The organism is Paenibacillus sp. Soil787 (assembly GCF_001429545.1).
Taxonomy (GTDB): Bacteria; Bacillota; Bacilli; order Paenibacillales; family NBRC-103111; genus Paenibacillus_E.
In genome coordinates this window covers 1-16,038 of record NZ_LMSP01000006.1, presented here as the reverse complement: position 1 = coordinate 16,038, position 16,038 = coordinate 1, and the positions used below count along the sequence as shown (strand labels likewise).

Annotated in this window: 16 protein-coding genes; 15 read left to right on the top strand and 1 reads right to left on the bottom strand. The window is 44.3% G+C overall.

Translation table 11 applies throughout. The annotated features are described in order from the left end of the window. Positions 1 to 5: 5 nt before the first annotated feature. The 9 genes from rfbC (ASG93_RS08715) (at position 6) to ASG93_RS08680 (ending at position 7,142) form a co-directional block, all read left to right on the top strand. Entirely contained in the window at positions 6 to 551 is a 546-nt protein-coding gene (gene rfbC, locus ASG93_RS08715) for a dTDP-4-dehydrorhamnose 3,5-epimerase (protein WP_056830915.1), read from the top strand. An 18-nt stretch (positions 552 to 569) separates the two neighbouring features. Beyond that, complete coding sequence (gene rfbB, locus ASG93_RS08710; RefSeq protein ID WP_056830913.1) at positions 570 to 1,589, top strand: dTDP-glucose 4,6-dehydratase; 1,020 nt, start codon at positions 570 to 572, stop codon at positions 1,587 to 1,589. Next, on the top strand, positions 1,589 to 2,449 hold the full coding sequence (rfbD, locus tag ASG93_RS08705) for a dTDP-4-dehydrorhamnose reductase (RefSeq protein ID WP_056830911.1): 861 nt from the start codon (positions 1,589 to 1,591) through the stop codon (positions 2,447 to 2,449). The genes rfbB and rfbD overlap by 1 nt, the downstream gene beginning before the upstream one ends. Continuing rightward, positions 2,436 to 3,386 (top strand): glycosyltransferase family 2 protein, encoded by a 951-nt coding sequence (locus tag ASG93_RS08700; protein WP_056830909.1) that lies wholly within the window; start codon positions 2,436 to 2,438, stop codon positions 3,384 to 3,386. The genes rfbD and ASG93_RS08700 overlap by 14 nt, the downstream gene beginning before the upstream one ends. 103 nt (positions 3,387 to 3,489) lie before the next feature. Further along, positions 3,490 to 4,356 carry a glycosyltransferase family 2 protein gene (locus ASG93_RS08695; RefSeq protein WP_056830907.1) on the top strand — a complete coding sequence of 289 codons (867 nt, stop codon included), beginning with the start codon at positions 3,490 to 3,492 and terminating at the stop codon, positions 4,354 to 4,356. A gap of 6 nt (positions 4,357 to 4,362) precedes the next feature. Continuing rightward, entirely contained in the window at positions 4,363 to 5,769 is a 1,407-nt protein-coding gene (locus ASG93_RS08690; RefSeq protein WP_056830905.1) for an undecaprenyl-phosphate glucose phosphotransferase, read from the top strand. Positions 5,770 to 5,850: 81 nt separating this feature from the next. Continuing rightward, on the top strand, positions 5,851 to 5,976 hold the full coding sequence (locus ASG93_RS36775; protein WP_268795999.1) for a hypothetical protein: 126 nt from the start codon (positions 5,851 to 5,853) through the stop codon (positions 5,974 to 5,976). Positions 5,977 to 6,156: 180 nt separating this feature from the next. Continuing rightward, complete coding sequence (gene rfbC, locus ASG93_RS08685) at positions 6,157 to 6,702, top strand: dTDP-4-dehydrorhamnose 3,5-epimerase (protein WP_056830903.1); 546 nt, start codon at positions 6,157 to 6,159, stop codon at positions 6,700 to 6,702. A 113-nt stretch (positions 6,703 to 6,815) separates the two neighbouring features. Further along, entirely contained in the window at positions 6,816 to 7,142 is a 327-nt protein-coding gene (locus tag ASG93_RS08680) for a hypothetical protein (protein WP_056830901.1), read from the top strand. 167 nt (positions 7,143 to 7,309) lie between these two features. Here ASG93_RS08680 and ASG93_RS08675 read toward each other — a convergent pair whose 3' ends face one another. Then, positions 7,310 to 8,389 (bottom strand): acyltransferase family protein, encoded by a 1,080-nt coding sequence (locus tag ASG93_RS08675; RefSeq protein WP_056830899.1) that lies wholly within the window; start codon positions 8,387 to 8,389, stop codon positions 7,310 to 7,312. A gap of 216 nt (positions 8,390 to 8,605) precedes the next feature. On the opposite strand from ASG93_RS08675, the gene ASG93_RS08670 reads away from it, so the two are divergent. The 6 genes from ASG93_RS08670 (at position 8,606) to ASG93_RS08645 (ending at position 15,870) form a co-directional block, all read left to right on the top strand. Further along, positions 8,606 to 9,787, top strand: coding sequence for an outer membrane lipoprotein-sorting protein (locus tag ASG93_RS08670; protein ID WP_056830896.1), 1,182 nt, complete (start codon positions 8,606 to 8,608; stop codon positions 9,785 to 9,787). 174 nt (positions 9,788 to 9,961) lie between these two features. Continuing rightward, positions 9,962 to 11,350: a YecA family protein gene (locus tag ASG93_RS36940; protein ID WP_056830895.1), complete on the top strand. Its 1,389-nt coding sequence runs from the start codon at positions 9,962 to 9,964 to the stop codon at positions 11,348 to 11,350. Positions 11,351 to 11,453: 103 nt separating this feature from the next. Then, positions 11,454 to 12,644 carry an alanine racemase gene (gene alr / locus ASG93_RS08660; RefSeq protein ID WP_056830893.1) on the top strand — a complete coding sequence of 397 codons (1,191 nt, stop codon included), beginning with the start codon at positions 11,454 to 11,456 and terminating at the stop codon, positions 12,642 to 12,644. Positions 12,645 to 12,840: 196 nt separating this feature from the next. Next, positions 12,841 to 13,122: a CopG family ribbon-helix-helix protein gene (locus tag ASG93_RS08655; RefSeq protein WP_028553892.1), complete on the top strand. Its 282-nt coding sequence runs from the start codon at positions 12,841 to 12,843 to the stop codon at positions 13,120 to 13,122. Positions 13,123 to 13,125: 3 nt separating this feature from the next. After that, positions 13,126 to 13,476, top strand: a complete 351-nt coding sequence (locus ASG93_RS08650; RefSeq protein WP_028553893.1) for a type II toxin-antitoxin system PemK/MazF family toxin — start codon at positions 13,126 to 13,128, stop codon at positions 13,474 to 13,476. Positions 13,477 to 13,611: 135 nt separating this feature from the next. Then, a complete protein-coding gene (locus ASG93_RS08645; RefSeq protein WP_082614812.1) occupies positions 13,612 to 15,870 on the top strand; it encodes a Tex family protein in 2,259 nt (752 codons plus the stop codon). The last annotated feature ends 168 nt before the right edge of the window (positions 15,871 to 16,038 follow it).

Sequence of the window (16,038 nt, the reverse complement as noted above, 5' to 3'; positions counted from 1 at the left end):
TACTGATGAATATTATATCTAAGAAGTTGGAAGGTCTATATATTGTGGAACCCGATGTCCACGGAGACAATCGGGGCTTTTTTATGGAGAGTTATAGTAGTGCGAAATTTGTTGAACACGGTATTGATTTTCTCTTTGTTCAAGACAATCACTCCTTATCTGTAGAAACCGGTGTTTTGCGTGGGCTGCACTATCAGCTGAATCCCAAAGCACAAACAAAACTTATACGTGTAGCTTCCGGTGCGATTTATGATGTCGCGGTAGACATACGCAAGGATTCGTCTACGTTTGGCCAGTGGGTAGGGGTTATTTTAAGCGAGGCTAATAAGCGTCAACTACTGGTTCCCCAAGGATTTGCTCATGGCTTTTGTACGATTGTTCCTAATACGCAGGTGCTTTACAAAGTGGACGAGTACTACTCCCCTGAACACGATAGAGGCATACTTTGGAGCGACCCGGCTATTGGTATTGATTGGCCAACATCTAAACCAATTCTTTCTGATAAAGATCAAAAACATCCGCTACTTAAAGATGCGGAAATAAACTTTTAAAATGGGAGTCATAAGCATATGAAAATACTTATTACAGGCGGAGCTGGATTTATCGGTAGCAACTTCGTTCATTATATGCTGGATCGCTATCCTAGCTACGAAATTATTAATCTCGATGCATTAACATATGCTGGGAATTTAGAGAACCTAACTTCCATTCAAAACAATAGCCATTATACTTTCGTTAAAGGTGATATCACAAATCCAGAATTAGTGAACAGTTTATTCGAGAATGGTGTAGACACGGTTGTCCATTTCGCCGCGGAATCCCATGTGGATCGGAGTATTCTGGAACCGGATGTTTTCGTTAAGACAAACGTATTAGGCACGCAGGTTTTGCTTGAAGCCGCTAGAAAATATGCGGTTAAGAAGTTCGTTCATGTTTCCACGGATGAAGTCTATGGGACACTTGGTGAAACAGGTCTTTTCACGGAAGAAACTCCTTTATCACCAAATAGTCCTTACTCAGCTAGTAAAGCAGGTTCGGATCTTCTTGTACGCGCTTATCATGAGACATTTGGACTTCCGATTAATATTACTCGTTGTTCCAATAATTATGGACCCTATCAGTTCCCTGAGAAGTTAATCCCATTAATGATTGCAAATGCTTTGAGCGATAAAGCTCTTCCTGTATACGGAGACGGTCTTAATATTAGGGATTGGCTGTATGTTGAGGACCACTGCAGCGCGATTGATCTCGTTCTACATAAAGGGATTAACGGAGAAGTTTATAATATCGGTGGTAATAATGAGAGAACGAATATTCAAATCATACAAACTATTCTTCGAGAGTTGGGTAAACCAGAATCTTTGATGCAATTTGTGAAAGATCGGCCAGGTCATGACCGTCGTTACGGAATTGATGCGACTAAGATTACGGAGGAGCTTGGGTGGAAGCCGAAGCATAATTTTGAGACAGGTATTCATGAAACAATTCGTTGGTACTTGGATAATCAAGACTGGTGGAAACGAATTCAGACGGGTGAGTATCAAAAATATTTTGCTGAACAATATGGCTCACGGCTTGGTGCTAGATAATGAGAATAGTAGTTACCGGGGCTAATGGTCAACTGGGGCAAGATGTTGTAAAACTGTTAGGAGCTAAGCATGAGGTTCACGGACTTGGGAGAGAGCAACTAGATATTACCAATGAAAGTCAATGTCTAGAGGTTCTAAAAGCTTTGAAGCCAGATGTTATCATTCATAGTGCTGCGTACACTGCTGTTGACCTTGCCGAAACGGAAGAAGCAATTGCTTATCAAGTTAATGCTGATGGAACTAAGAATCTTGCCGTGGCTGCAGAGAGCATAGGAGCGAAATTTTGCTATATTAGCACGGATTACGTGTTTGATGGTACCGCTACGAATGCATACAGAGAGAACGATAAGACCAATCCTCAGAGTGTTTATGGGAAGTCCAAAAGAGCTGGGGAACAGCATGTAGAAGCGTTATCATCTAAATATTTCATCGTGAGAACTTCTTGGGTCTATGGTATTTATGGTTCGAATTTTGTCAAAACAATGTTGAATTTGGCTCAAACCCGTGATTCCTTAAAGGTAGTAAGTGATCAATTTGGGTCACCGACTTACACTGTTGATCTTGCCATATTCATAGAAAAACTCGTAGAGACAGATCTGTATGGCATCTATCATGCTTCAAATGTCGGAGTTTGCTCGTGGTATGATTTTGCCTGTGCGATCTTTGAGGAGAGTGGCTTGAAGATTAAGGTAGATCCTTGTACAACGGAAGAATTTCCGCGACCTGCTCCAAGACCACGAAATTCAGCTATGGAGCATGAAGCAATCCTTGCTAATGGTTTTGAGGATTTACGACCTTGGCGTGAAGGGCTTAAAGCATTTTTGAAGGAGCTAGGTGAGATTATGGATGAAAACGGTTAGTGTCCACATTGTTACTTACAATAGCTCTGAACATATCGACGATTGCTTGGAAGCGGTGCTTAGTCAGTCCCATCCAATTGAACAAATCGTAGTGATTGATAATGCTTCTAAGGACAATACACAAGAGAAATTAGTAAAATGGTCGGAGAAGTGCAGTATTACTCAGAATTCTATAAACAATGGATTCGCTGGTGGCCATAATCAGGCAATAAGGATGACAGACACGGATTATTGTCTAATTCTAAATCCGGATGTAGTTCTTGAACCTGATTATGTTCTTAACACTGTAAAATTATTAAATAATCATTCTCAAGCGGGTAGTGCCACAGGTAAACTGCTACTCAAAGCAGATCCTACTCACATTGATAGTACTGGATTAGTCATTAACAAGGCACGCAGAGCCTTTGACCGCGGCGCACATCAGACAGGCGATCGGTTCAATCATGCTGAAGAGGTCTTTGGTGTTTCTGGCGCAGCTGCCATGTATTCTCGCGAAATGATTAATGACATTAGCCTGAATGGCGAATTTTTCGATGAGGACTTTTTTGCTTATAAAGAAGATGTGGATGTTGCTTGGCGTGCGCAGCTGCTAGGCTGGAAGGCTTATTATGAGCCAACGGCTATTGCGTACCACGAACGTGGTTGGAAGGAAGGCGGTAGGAGCAGTAAGCCACTTTTTGTCAGGAGATTATCGTACATTAATCGATATAAAATGATGGTGAAAAACGATCGAATTTCAATGGTACTGAAGCATAGCATTCCACTGTTGGTCTATGAATGTCTCAGCTTTGCTTACGCTCTTATGCGTGAACCAAAGCTTCTTGGAGCTTGGTCCAGCTTTTTTCGTAAGTATTCAGAGTTAAGGAAAAAGCGCGGTATCATTCAAAAAAAGCAAAAAATAGTGACGTCTGAAATCAACAGATGGTTTATAAAATAGCCCATGGAAGATTAGCTAAAAGAAGCTAGTCTTTTTTTAATCTAAAATTTATAAACCCATGTTATAATAAGTGTAATGAAATCAATAAAAATGAGGTTTTCTAGTGGATTTAAGTATTATTGTACTAAATTATAAAACACGCGACCTGACACTGGCTTGTTTACAATCTGTTTTTTCGTCAGCTACATCTTACATATACGAGGTCATCTTAATCGACAATGCCTCGAATGATGGCATCATACAATCAGTGAATCAGCAGTTCCCACAAGTGGTTTGCATCGCCAATACAGATAACGTAGGCTTCTCGCGAGCCAACAACCAGGGCATCCGCATCGCCCAAGGACGTTACGTCCTACTTTTAAACTCTGACACTATCGTTCAACCCGACACACTAGACGTGATGCTTCGTTTCATGGACGAGAACCCCACCGTAGGAGCTAGCGGCTGCAAAATCGTACTTCCAGACGGATCACTCGACAAAGCCTGCAAGAGGGGCTTTCCTAAGCCCTCAGCGTCCTTTTACTATGCGTTCGGATTCTCTAAACTATTCCCGGACTCACCTCGGTTCAATCAATATCAATTAGGCTACTTAAGTCCTGACGATGAATATCCTATTGACTCGCTCGTCGGTGCTTTCATGTTAATCCGCCGCGAGGCGATTGAGCAAGTAGGGTTGCTTGATGAGGAATTCTTTATGTATGGTGAGGATATAGATTGGTGTTATAGAATTAAGGAAGCGGGTTGGGTAAATTATTATTACCCTCGCACTCAAATTGTCCATCACAAAGGCGCAAGCAGTCGTAGGAAGCCTTTTAAGATCATATATGAGTTCCACAGGGCAATGATCCTATTTCATAATAAGCATTATCGTAAAAAGTATTCCTGGCTAACGAACTCGATGATCTATGCAGGTGTTAGCTTAAAATTCATACTCTCCTTAGCAAGAAATAAACTACGTCCAGCGAGGTGATTTACATTGATTCGACAGAGTCAGGGTTTCTTGACACAACTTTATGCACTGGCCGACTTCATATGTATTCAGCTCGTGTTCTTACTATCATGGTGGCTGAAATTTAGAAGCGGCTGGATTCCATACGATTCTCCTCTTCCGATCAAGCATTACTTAATGTGGAGTGTCAGTTACGCGATTATAGCCATTTTTCTAAGTTATATGATGAACTTCTATACACCTAAGCGTAGGAAGCAGTTCTCTTATGAGGTTTTAAAAATTATTCAAGTCCACATATTCAGCTTGCTGCTGCTGTTAAGTGTTTTGTTCATTTTAAAAGAGGTCGACGTTTCACGTTCTTATCTCTTATTATTCCTTGTGAACAATATTCTTTTCATCAGTTTTTATCGCTATATGATTAAAATCTCGTTAAAGCGTGTCCGGCAAAAGGGTTATAATAAGCAATTCATTTTAATTCTCGGTGCAGGCTCACTGGGCCGTCAGTTCTACACTAAGCTGAGGCAGCATCCAGAGCTAGGCTACGAAGTAGTCGGTTTCCTAGATGATTATCAGGAGAAACACGAAATCACTTACCAGAGCTATAAGCCAATCATCGGGAAGATTGACGATCTTGAGTCCATATTAAACGATCTCATCATCGATGAGGTTATTATCGCTCTACCGTTAGATGCGCATCGCAAGTTCGGCAGCATTATCAATGTCTGTGAAAAAATTGGTGTCAAAACACTTATCATACCGGACTTTTATGATTTCTTGCCGTCCCGTCCTTATTTTGATAATTTTGCTGATATGCCGCTGATTAATGTGCGTGATATTCCGCTGGATGAGTTCCGGAATCGACTTTTCAAGCGAGCTTTCGACATTGTTTTCGCCTCTGCGGCCATTCTTATTACGCTGCCCGTTATGATTGGATCTGTTATTGCTATTAAACTTAGTTCTCCAGGTCCGGTTATTTTTAAGCAAGAGCGTGTAGGTCTAAACCGCAGAAGGTTTATGATGTATAAGTTCCGCAGTATGAATGTGCTCTCAGAGAGTGCATCAAATACGGAGTGGACGGTTGAAAATGACCCGCGGCGAACGAAGGTCGGTACCTTCCTCCGCAAAACGAGTCTGGATGAGCTGCCTCAGTTTTTTAATGTGCTTTTTGGGCATATGAGTGTCGTCGGTCCAAGGCCCGAGCGCCCTTATTTCGTGGATCAATTCAAGGAAGAAGTTCCGAAGTATATGGTGAAGCATCATATTCGTCCTGGGATTACTGGCTGGGCGCAGAGTAACGGCTTACGTGGGGATACTTCGATCGAAGAACGCATCAAGCACGACATTTTCTATATTGAAAATTGGACTTTTTTATTCGATATTAAAATTATTTGGAGAACGATTATTAATGGTTTTATTAATAAAAATGCGTATTAAAAATTTTTTCATATTAACCGCATGATTCGTCAACATCTTCCCCATACTATGCATATACTTAATATGCGGGGAGGTTATTGTATGATCGATCATGAAGACGCTTACCAGGATGAACATTTGTCGGTTGGCAAAGGGTTGATTGTTGGTGTTGTGTTCGGCTCCCTGATCTGGGCGGCCATTATTGCCGGTGTTGTGTATATGTGGTAGACGTAACTCATAAATGAAGAGGCTGCTGAGGCTATTATAGCCCCAAGCAGTCTCTTTTTTTGTTTAAAAAATATCGGAACCTGGAAGTTGAAGTGCTGACGGCGTATATCCATTGATAGCGCAAGATAGAGACAATTCTCAATAATCATGCATACGTTAGTTATAGAGGTGATCTAGCTGATGAATGTTATTACCACAAAGCTGCCAGGATTATTTATTATTGAGCCTGATGTTCATGGAGATCATCGGGGTTTTTTTATGGAAAGTTACCATCATGCGAAATTGGTGGAGCAAGGAATAGATATTCCTTTTGTTCAAGATAATCATTCTTTATCTGTAGAAACCGGAGTTTTGCGAGGGCTTCATTACCAGTTGAATCCAAAAGCACAAACGAAGCTAGTTAGAGTTGTTTCAGGTGCTATTTATGATGTGGCTGTTGATATACGTGAAAAATCTCCTACCTTCGGTGAATGGGTGGGTGTCACTCTTAGTGCGGCAAATAAGCGCCAGCTGCTTGTTCCTCAAGGTTTTGCTCACGGGTTTTGTACGACTGAGCCCCAAACTCAAGTGTTATATAAGGTGGATGAGTATTACTCTCCCGTACATGACAGGGGAATCTTATGGAGTGACCCGGCTATTGGCATTGATTGGCCGACAGCTAATCCTATTTTATCGGATAAGGATCAGAAGCACCCGTTGCTTAATGATGCGGAGATCAATTTTTAAAAATATTGAAGTCTGTTTATGGATGGTTTTGAAGAAGGAAGAAAGGATATCGTTTGAATTAATTCTCGGGTATAATGAAATGTATATAGCTTCTGGTGTGGAGGTTAACCTTGATGAGTGAAATGATAGACCGTGAATTTCTAAGTGTGATACTCAGGAGAATTAATGAGATAGGCGCAGATGTAACGGCCATTAAAGATCGGGTTGACAGTATTGACAGACGATTGGGCAATGTTGAGGATCGGCTCACTGGCGTGGAGAATCATCTCACTGGTATAGAGGATTGTCTCTCAGGTGTGGAAAATCACTTGATAAAAATTGAAGAAACTTTACAATATATCAAAAAAGTTCAAATACAACAAGGTGAGCAGATTGCTGGTATTGCTGTTCAGATGATGGAGCATCCGGCAAGTATACGCAAACTTAAATTGGTCAAATAAATGAGTAAGATTAGCTAACCTAATCTTGCTTTTTTTTCGTTTACGCGCTCGTAAAGAAATTTCAGTTCTCTACACTACTACAAGACGAGAGCAACTAATTTACATTTGCTTTTGTTAACACATAAAGAGGCTGCATGGGCTAATTAAAGCCAATGCAGCCTTTTTACCTAAGAAACAGGATTAGTTGATTTGGAAGGACTAAATTTCATTGTGCTTTTGAGCCCAGTAACAAGCGGTTTCTCACCAAGCTTATAAGCCAAGTAGCATAGGGGCACGACCATCGCCACAATAATGAGATCAGTAAGTAGAAATCCAAGATGGTTGACCACATGTGTCGCCACACTCAACTTCATTAAGATTGAAATAAATAGAAGATGCGTTAGCAAAATCGTATAGGAAGCATTCCCAAGCTTGCTCAGGATTTTCACCCAATGAGGCAATCGAAGTTGTTCAGGAACAGAAGAAGCGCCTATGAGTGCAAATGTAGCTGGAATGATGTAAAGCAGGTAATTGTGATATGGGGTAAAAAGATATTTGTTGTTCATCCATATTAGCGCAAAGCCAATCACACCGATTACAATCAACAATTTGTAGTGTTTATTTCTATGATGCTCCGCCCATTTGGCCAATAAACAGCCTGTGATAAATTCTAAATTTACATCACTGAAGAGGAAGTTTAGATAGAAATGACGGTCAATATCAGCACCAATCAGAGGTACATGCAGAAAATGGCAAAGAGTTAATGTTACCCAAATGGAAAGGAAGAGATAGGCTGGCTTTTTGCCTAGAGCCATGAGAAGGCTGAAAACCAAGTAAAAGAGTACAAAGTAACTTAACGACCAGGCGACTGGGAGAACTGGACCATGAGCTTGAGGCAGCAGCAGGAATGATTTGATGATGGTATCTTTATGGGTCTCATATCCGTAGCCAAAGCTCGGGACCAGAAAATAAACGGGCAGTACAACGAGTGTAATTAGCCAGTAGAAAGGGTAGATACGTATTAGCCGATTCGATAGATAGGGAAGAACACTCATTTTGGTTCCGATTTTATGGCCGTATGTATGGTACAGTAGAAAACCAGTAAGTATGAAAAAGAAATCTACACCACCCGATCGTCCTATGCTGCTAATCCCTAGTAAGTCGTATTGAAAGTACTTGAAGGACATGGCTGATGTATGAAACAGCAGCACAAAAAATGCTGCCGCTCCTCGTGAAGCTTGAAGCACGATTCTTTGATTGTTATTCAATAATAACCCTCCGGTTCATGGTATTGATCCTACAAACCATCATGCCAGAAGATTATGAATAAATTATGTATACATTCTGAATGGCTGCTGATATGTTTAATAATTCCTTTATAAAACCTTTTTCACGGCCAAGCCCCAACTCGTCTGCATAATCGTCCAAGTCCCCTCATATGCATGTACTATGTTGATGTTAATCATGAGTGAGGGGATGATCGAATGCGCCGGGTCACATGGGTGGTAGCAGTGGTGATGTGCTTAGCATTGGTTCTCGCAGGATGCGGGATGGGCAAGAAGGATGCAGGATCTATCGTAAAGGATTTGGATCATGTGATCAGCAAGTCGGGCAGTTATCAGGCTTCGGGGAGCATGATTCTGAACACGGGGCAGCAGCCGCAGGAGTATCAGGTGGAGGTGGCTTACTCGCCGGATCATTTCTACCGTATTTCGCTTACGAATGCAGGGAAGGACGTAACGCAGATCGTGCTGCGTAATGAGGAGGGCGTATTCGTGCTGACGCCGCATCTCAAGAAGAGCTTCCGCTTCCAAAGTGATTGGCCGGAGAATCAGGGGCAGGTGTATCTGTTCCAGTCTCTTGCGAAGAGCATAATTGCCGATAAGGATCGTCAGTTTACAACGGATAATGATACGTATGTGTTCGATGTTGCCGCCAATTATCAAAATGAGCAGCTGTCACGCCAAAAAATTTGGCTGAATAAGAAGACGCTGGCGCCTAAGCAGGTCCAGGTGTCGGATGCGAATCACAATGTGTTGGTTCAGGTGAATTTTACTAGCTTTGAATTCGATGCTAAGTTCGACAAGGATTTTTTCCAAATGGAGCGCAATATGACCAGCTGGAATTTGAAGACTTTACCTACGATGGCTGAAGCAGCGGATGCCGATCACCCAGCAGCGGGTGGCAAGTCTGTGACAGATAAGAATCTGTCAGCGACAGGCGGCCAATCCGATCAAGCTGCAGGCCAAGCTCAAGATGGGCAAAAGGCAACAGCGGCTAAACCAGGTACGGATACAACGAAGCCGACTGCCGCGGCAAGCAAAGCGCAGAGTATCGGTATCATCGAGCCGTCCTACCTGCCAAAAGATGTGGTGAAGCAGGATATAACGGATATGAAGCTTAGTGAGGACGCAGCGGTCCTTTTGAGATATAAAGGGAAGTACAACTTCAGCCTCATCGAGGTGAGACCACAGGCCAAATCAGTATCCTTGCAGCCGGGTACGATTGTTGATCTTGGATTCACGATCGGCGTGCTCACGGGGGATGAGAAGAAGACGCTCACTTGGACGAATGACGGCGTAGAGTTCAGATTGGCGACAGGCGATTTGCCTACGAATGAAATGATCAAAGTCGCTATGGCGACTGAGGGGCAGTCTGGGAAGTAAGAATGAATATATAGTGTCAAATATAAGCTGAAAAAGGGAAGCCCTGCACGATTTGTGTAGGTGTTTTCCCTTTTTTTGCAAATATTTAAGCAAGAAGATTTAACCAACTCCCCCGAAAGGGAGTTTTTTTGGTATAATGCAACTTTGGAGTAAATAGTTATTGGAGTGTCATTGATGAAAACAACTGGTGAATTAACAATGGAAGAACAGCAACAATACTGGGAAAATGAAATTGTCTTGTTCGGCAAGTATCTTGCAGAGGAAGGTAAATTAAAAGCTGACACAATTGAGAAGCATGTGGATCGCATGCAATTTATGACGACGGTTTATTTTATCAATTACGAAATTGATTATGAACAGCTGCAGGGCGAGACGATCGTAGATTTTCTTGGTCGTTTTTACATCAGCAAGGTGTTGAGTAGTACTAAATCCGACATAAGTGCTTATTTACCTTCTATTAAAAAGTGGGTGCAGTTTCTTCTGCAATCAGAAAAGATTTCGGCTAATCAGTGTGCTGAGGTATTAGAGGTATGTAAACATAAAGAGTTTTTCATGGAGCGTTTCGAACAATATATGGATGCAGATTACGAAGAGTCTTTGGAAGATTGGCATTACACAAATGATATGGAGGCTTATTTGGCTGCTCAAGCGTCTGAATCCGCACCTATCATGGTTGAGATGAGACCTATTTTGGCAGATAAAAAGCTGCTTGAGCAGTGGGTGGATGACAGAACAGCTGTACCTCAAATCGTTGCTGATTTTCAAAAGTTTCTGGCTTCGTTGCAGGATGCCAAGAGCCTCAAGCTGACGCCGTCCAGGCAACATTTGCCGCGGAAGTTTTGGAAAGAGCTTGATGAGAAGCTTGGCTGGGAGCTTTTTTATAAGCCGACCTTAAACCAAGATAACGTTCCTTTATTTCAGTTTTTTTTCTATACAGCTCAGCAACTGGGATTAATAGCAGGAATTAAGCAGCAGTGCATCATTACGCAACAAGCAGACGGGTTTCTTGCTCTAACGGATAAGGAACAAGCAGTTGTTATGTTGGATATGTTATGGAACAAAATTGGTTGGGAAAAGCTTCAGGAAACCAATGAGGGAGGCCGACCTGAAGTCACTCAAGCTTCCAGAGCTCGGATAGCCCAGGTTCTTGGCTCATGGCCTGTGGATGAACCTCAAGACAACCATAGTGATTGGATGCGTAATAAATTAAAGGGGGAGCTCTTTAACGGTAGTACCGACGTGTTTCTTCATTCTGTAATTCCTGTGTTGGAGCGTTTTGGGCTAGTTCGAGCTCAGTTTAAGCCACAAACAGAAATCACATATACGTTTGAAAGAACGCCGACTCAAATGGCGGTTACGGATTCTGGAATACGTGTGTTTCGTTATTTCCAAAACCAGAGAAATCATGCAGTAGTATCAAGTGGTAAAAAGCGATTAGATCCAATTAGTGATCTTTTTATCAGTATGAATGGCCAGGTGCCAATTCAGGTTGAAAGTCGGCCCGGTCGCAATGAGCCATGTCCGTGCGGAAGTGGCAAGAAATTTAAAAGATGCTGTTTGTAGTCTGCGATAGTGCAGCTGTCCATCCGGAAAAGTAGTGTTGACAGTTTTTCGCGATTAGGCTTAACATAGGTTTACTTGTAATGGATAAATGAGGTGAACGCTGGTGGATGCTTTTTATCGTCCCACGTGGGTAGAAATTTCGTTAGATGCACTGCGAAGCAACATTGAAGGTTTTCAGAAGGTACTGCCGGCAGGAATGAAACAGATGGCAGTCGTTAAAGCTGATGCGTACGGACACGGGGCTGTTGAAGTATCCAAAGAGGTTCTCGCCGCGGGTGTGGATTACTTGGGTGTGGCGTTTTTTGATGAGGCGCTAGAGCTAAGGAATGCAGGGATCACCGCACCTATTCTGGTACTAGGCTATACGCCTCCAGAAGGGGTTGATAGAGCGCGTGAACTCGATGTGACGATTGCGGTCTATAGTAGAGATGTTCTCGAAAAGCTTTGTTTTCAGGGGCAAATGGAAGACAGAACACTCCAAAAGAAGCTAAAGATCCATATTAAGCTGGATACTGGCATGGGCAGACTTGGTTTGCACACGGAAGCGGATGCTATTCCATTCATTGAGGAAGCGTTGACGCTGCCGAATGTGGAAGTTGAGGGTTTATTCACGCATTACGCGAATGCAGATGAAGTAGATAAGAGCTATACGATGGAGCAGTATCGCCGTTTTGAGCGAATTGTGAGCTATTTTACGGATAAAGATGTTACGTTTCCTTATATACATGCAGGCAATAGTGCAGCGGCCATAGATTTGCCAGGTTTGACGTATTCGATGGTGCGTTTGGGGATTTCGATGTATGGTTTGTATCCTTCCGAGGATGTCGATCAAACGAAAATTAATTTAAAGCCGGTGCTAAGTCTAAAAACAGCGATTGTTCATCTTAAAACGCTGCCTCCGGGCTCTGGAGTTAGTTATGGTACGATTTATCACACCAAGGGCGAAGAACAAATTGGGACGCTGCCGATTGGCTATGCGGATGGGTATTCTCGGATGCTTTCGGGTAAGGCTGAGGTTCTTGTTCGGGGCAAAAGAGTGCCGATCGTCGGTAAAATCTGTATGGATCAATGTATGATCAATGTATCGGATGTGCCGGATGTTCAGTCTCTGGACGAGGTTGTGGTGATCGGTGAGCAAGACGGAGAGCGCATTACGGTTGAAGATGTGGCTCGTCAGCTCGGTACTGTTAACTATGAAATCATTTGTATGATTTCACATCGTGTTGCGCGTGTGTATGTGCGTGACGGCAAACGTATAGATGCCATTAATCCTCTCATGCGGCATCGTTATTAAAAATTTACCATTTAATTTTTGTCGTACATGGAGAGGATTTTCAAAATAGGCTATCGAATACTATGTAAGTAGAATTCTTATATCCAAGTGTGTAACATATTTGATATACTGATTGCATATATCTATTGTATAAATTGGTTTTTGGAATGACATACTGGTAATATTGTCTTTGTATCGTTTCTGGGGGTGCGAAAGTGTGAGCAATGCGCATAATACGAAAAGGATCATGATTAGCTTGCCTGACAATCTGTTGCAAGAAGTGGACGGTATTGTCGAGAAGGAGAATTCTAATCGCAGCGAATTTATTCGCCAGGCAATGAAGCTGTATTTAATTGAACGTAAAAAGCGCAGTCTACGCGAATCCATGCAGCGTGGGTATATGGAGATGGCGAAAATAAATCTCAGCATGGCATCTGAAGCTTTTCAAGCGGAGGAAGAAGCGGACGGTACGCTTGATCGCTTAGTAAGCGGGGTGTAAGCAGTGATTGTGAAACGTGGTGATGTATTTTTCGCAGATCTTTCGCCGGTAGTAGGGTCGGAGCAGGGAGGGGTTCGTCCTGTTCTAGTGATCCAAAATGATATCGGCAACCGCTTTAGCCCAACCGTGATTGTTGCAGCGATTACAGCTCAAATCCAGAAGGCGAAGCTTCCCACGCATGTGGAAATCGATGCGGAAACGCATGGTTTCGACCGAGATTCGGTGATTCTGCTTGAACAAATCAGAACGATCGATAAGCAACGGCTGACGGACAAAATTACGCATTTGGATGAAGAAACGATGCGCAAGGTGGACGACGCTTTGCAAATTAGTGTGGGACTGATAGAATTTTGAATAGGATCAGGAACGGACGAGGGTGATTGGTTCCCTCGTTTTTTGGTTTGTATACATACATAGGAATAGAAATGAATAGAAGTGGGGGAACTGATTGTGGCAAATACGGAAGAGTTGAAGATAAAGGCGAATGAAATGGAAGAGCAAAAGGTGAACGATACTGAAGGAACGAAGACAAAGGCTAGTGAGTATGAAGAGCCGAGGGAGAAAATTCAGGTCTCTGAAGAAAAGAAAGCAGAGATCCAGGAGCGTATCCTGAAGCAGATCTCTGCTGAATTGCAGCTGCCCGCTGTCAAAGTGAAGACTACGATGGGGCTTCTTGATGAGGGCAACACGATTCCGTTCATCGCTCGTTACCGAAAAGAGATGACCGGGGAGCTAGATGAGAACCAGCTGCGAGATATCGAGGAACGGTTACAATACTTGCGTAACCTAGAGGATCGTAAGATCGAGGTTGTTCGTTTGATTGATGATCAGGGCAAGTTGACGGATGAACTGCGCAAATCGATTGAAGGCGCTGCGAAGCTGCAGGAAATCGAAGATTTGTACAGACCGTTCCGTCAAAAGCGTAAAACGAGAGCGAGCGTTGCCAAAGAGCGCGGTCTAGAGCCGCTAGCGGAATGGATCTGGAAGCAGCCTCGTCAAGGCTCGTTGGAGCAAGAAGCAGCGCGTTATGTGAACGCGGACAAGCAGGTAGGAAGCGCCGGAGATGCGATTCAAGGCGCAATGGATATTCTTGCGGAAAATATCGCGGATGATGCTAAGATTCGAGCTTGGGTGCGTAGATATACGCATGATCAGGGGATTTTGCGTACCGAGGCCAAAGATGCGAAAGCTGAATCCGTATATGAGATGTATTATGCGTATCAAGAACCTGTCAAACGCTTGCCGCCTCACCGCATTCTCGCGATTAATCGCGGAGAGCGGGAGGAGATCCTGAAGGTTGGCTTGGATATTGCCGTTGATAAAATTCATGATTATATGTCGCGGCATGTTATTAGAGGCGATTCTGTTGTTCGGGATGTGCTGCGCGCTGTTGTTGAAGACGCATATAAAAGACTGTTAGCACCTTCTATTGAGCGAGAAGTGCGCGGTGAGATGACCGAGATGGGGGAGGAGCAAGCGATTAAGATTTTCGCGGAAAATCTGCGGAATCTGCTGCTCCAAGCCCCAGTCAAAGGGCACGTGGTGCTGGGTGTCGATCCAGCTTACCGGACAGGCTGTAAGCTGGCCGTCATCGACGACACCGGTAAAATGCTTGAAATCGCCGTCACCTACCCGACACCACCGAATAATAAGGTGGCAGAAGCGAAGGCGAAGTTCAAGCAGTTGATCAGCAAGCACGATGTCGAGCTGATCGTGATCGGTAATGGGACGGCTTCCCGTGAAACGGAGCAGTTTGTTGCGGAGCTGATTGCGGAGATCAAGGAGCAGAAGCTCAAGTACTTGATCGTAAGCGAAGCGGGGGCGAGCGTGTACTCCGCGTCGAAGCTGGCGCAGACGGAGTTCCCGGAGCTCGACGTAGCCGAGCGCAGCGCGATCTCGATCGCGCGGAGGCTGCAGGACCCGCTCGCGGAGCTTGTGAAGATCGAGCCGAAGGCGATCGGCGTCGGGCAGTACCAGCATGACGTTTCGCAGAAACGACTGGACGAGAACTTGAAGGCCGTCGTAGAGTCGGCCGTTAACCATGTCGGCGTGGACTTGAACACGGCGTCCCCGTCCTTGCTCTCGTACGTGTCGGGCGTGAACGCGACACTGGCGAAGAACATCGTCAAGTATCGCGAGGAGAACGGCAAGTTCAGCTCCCGACAGGAGCTGTCGAAGGTTCCGCGCCTTGGCGCGAAAACCTTCGAGCAGTGTGTCGGGTTCATGCGGATTCCGGGCGGGCGGAACCCGCTCGACAACACCCCGATCCATCCGGAGTCTTACGACGTGGTGGATCGGCTGTTCAAGGAGCTGCGCCTGGAATTGGCGCAGCTTGGCTCGCAGCAGCTGCTAGCGCTGCTGCAGACGCTGGAGCCAGAGGAACTGGCTCCGAAGCTGGGCGTGGGTGTCCCGACGATGCGGGACATCTTAGACAGCCTGCAGCGGCCTGGGCGAGATCCGCGGGACGAAGTTCCCGCGCCGATCTTCCGCACCGACGTGCTGCAGCTTGAAGACCTTGTGCCGGGCATGGAATTGACCGGCACGGTGCGCAACGTTATCGACTTCGGTGCCTTCGTCGATATCGGCATTAAGAACGATGGGCTGGTGCACATCTCCCAGCTCAAGAACGGCTTCGTGAAACACCCCATGGATGTGGTGTCCGTTGGGGACATCGTCCAAGTCTGGGTGCTTAACGTAGACGAGAAAAAAGGTCGCGTTGGCTTGACCATGAAAAAGCCTCAGCAATAAGAAACAGCAGCAGTTGGTAGCGTTTTGCTACCGGCTGCTTTTTTTGTAGGCTTACCGATCGATTGCCAATAAGAACATTCCTGTAGACGCTAATATTTGGCCTTTGAAATAAAAGGAGCGTCTCCTGTACGATGGGGTTGCAACGGGTCAATGCCCTTAATAGCCCAT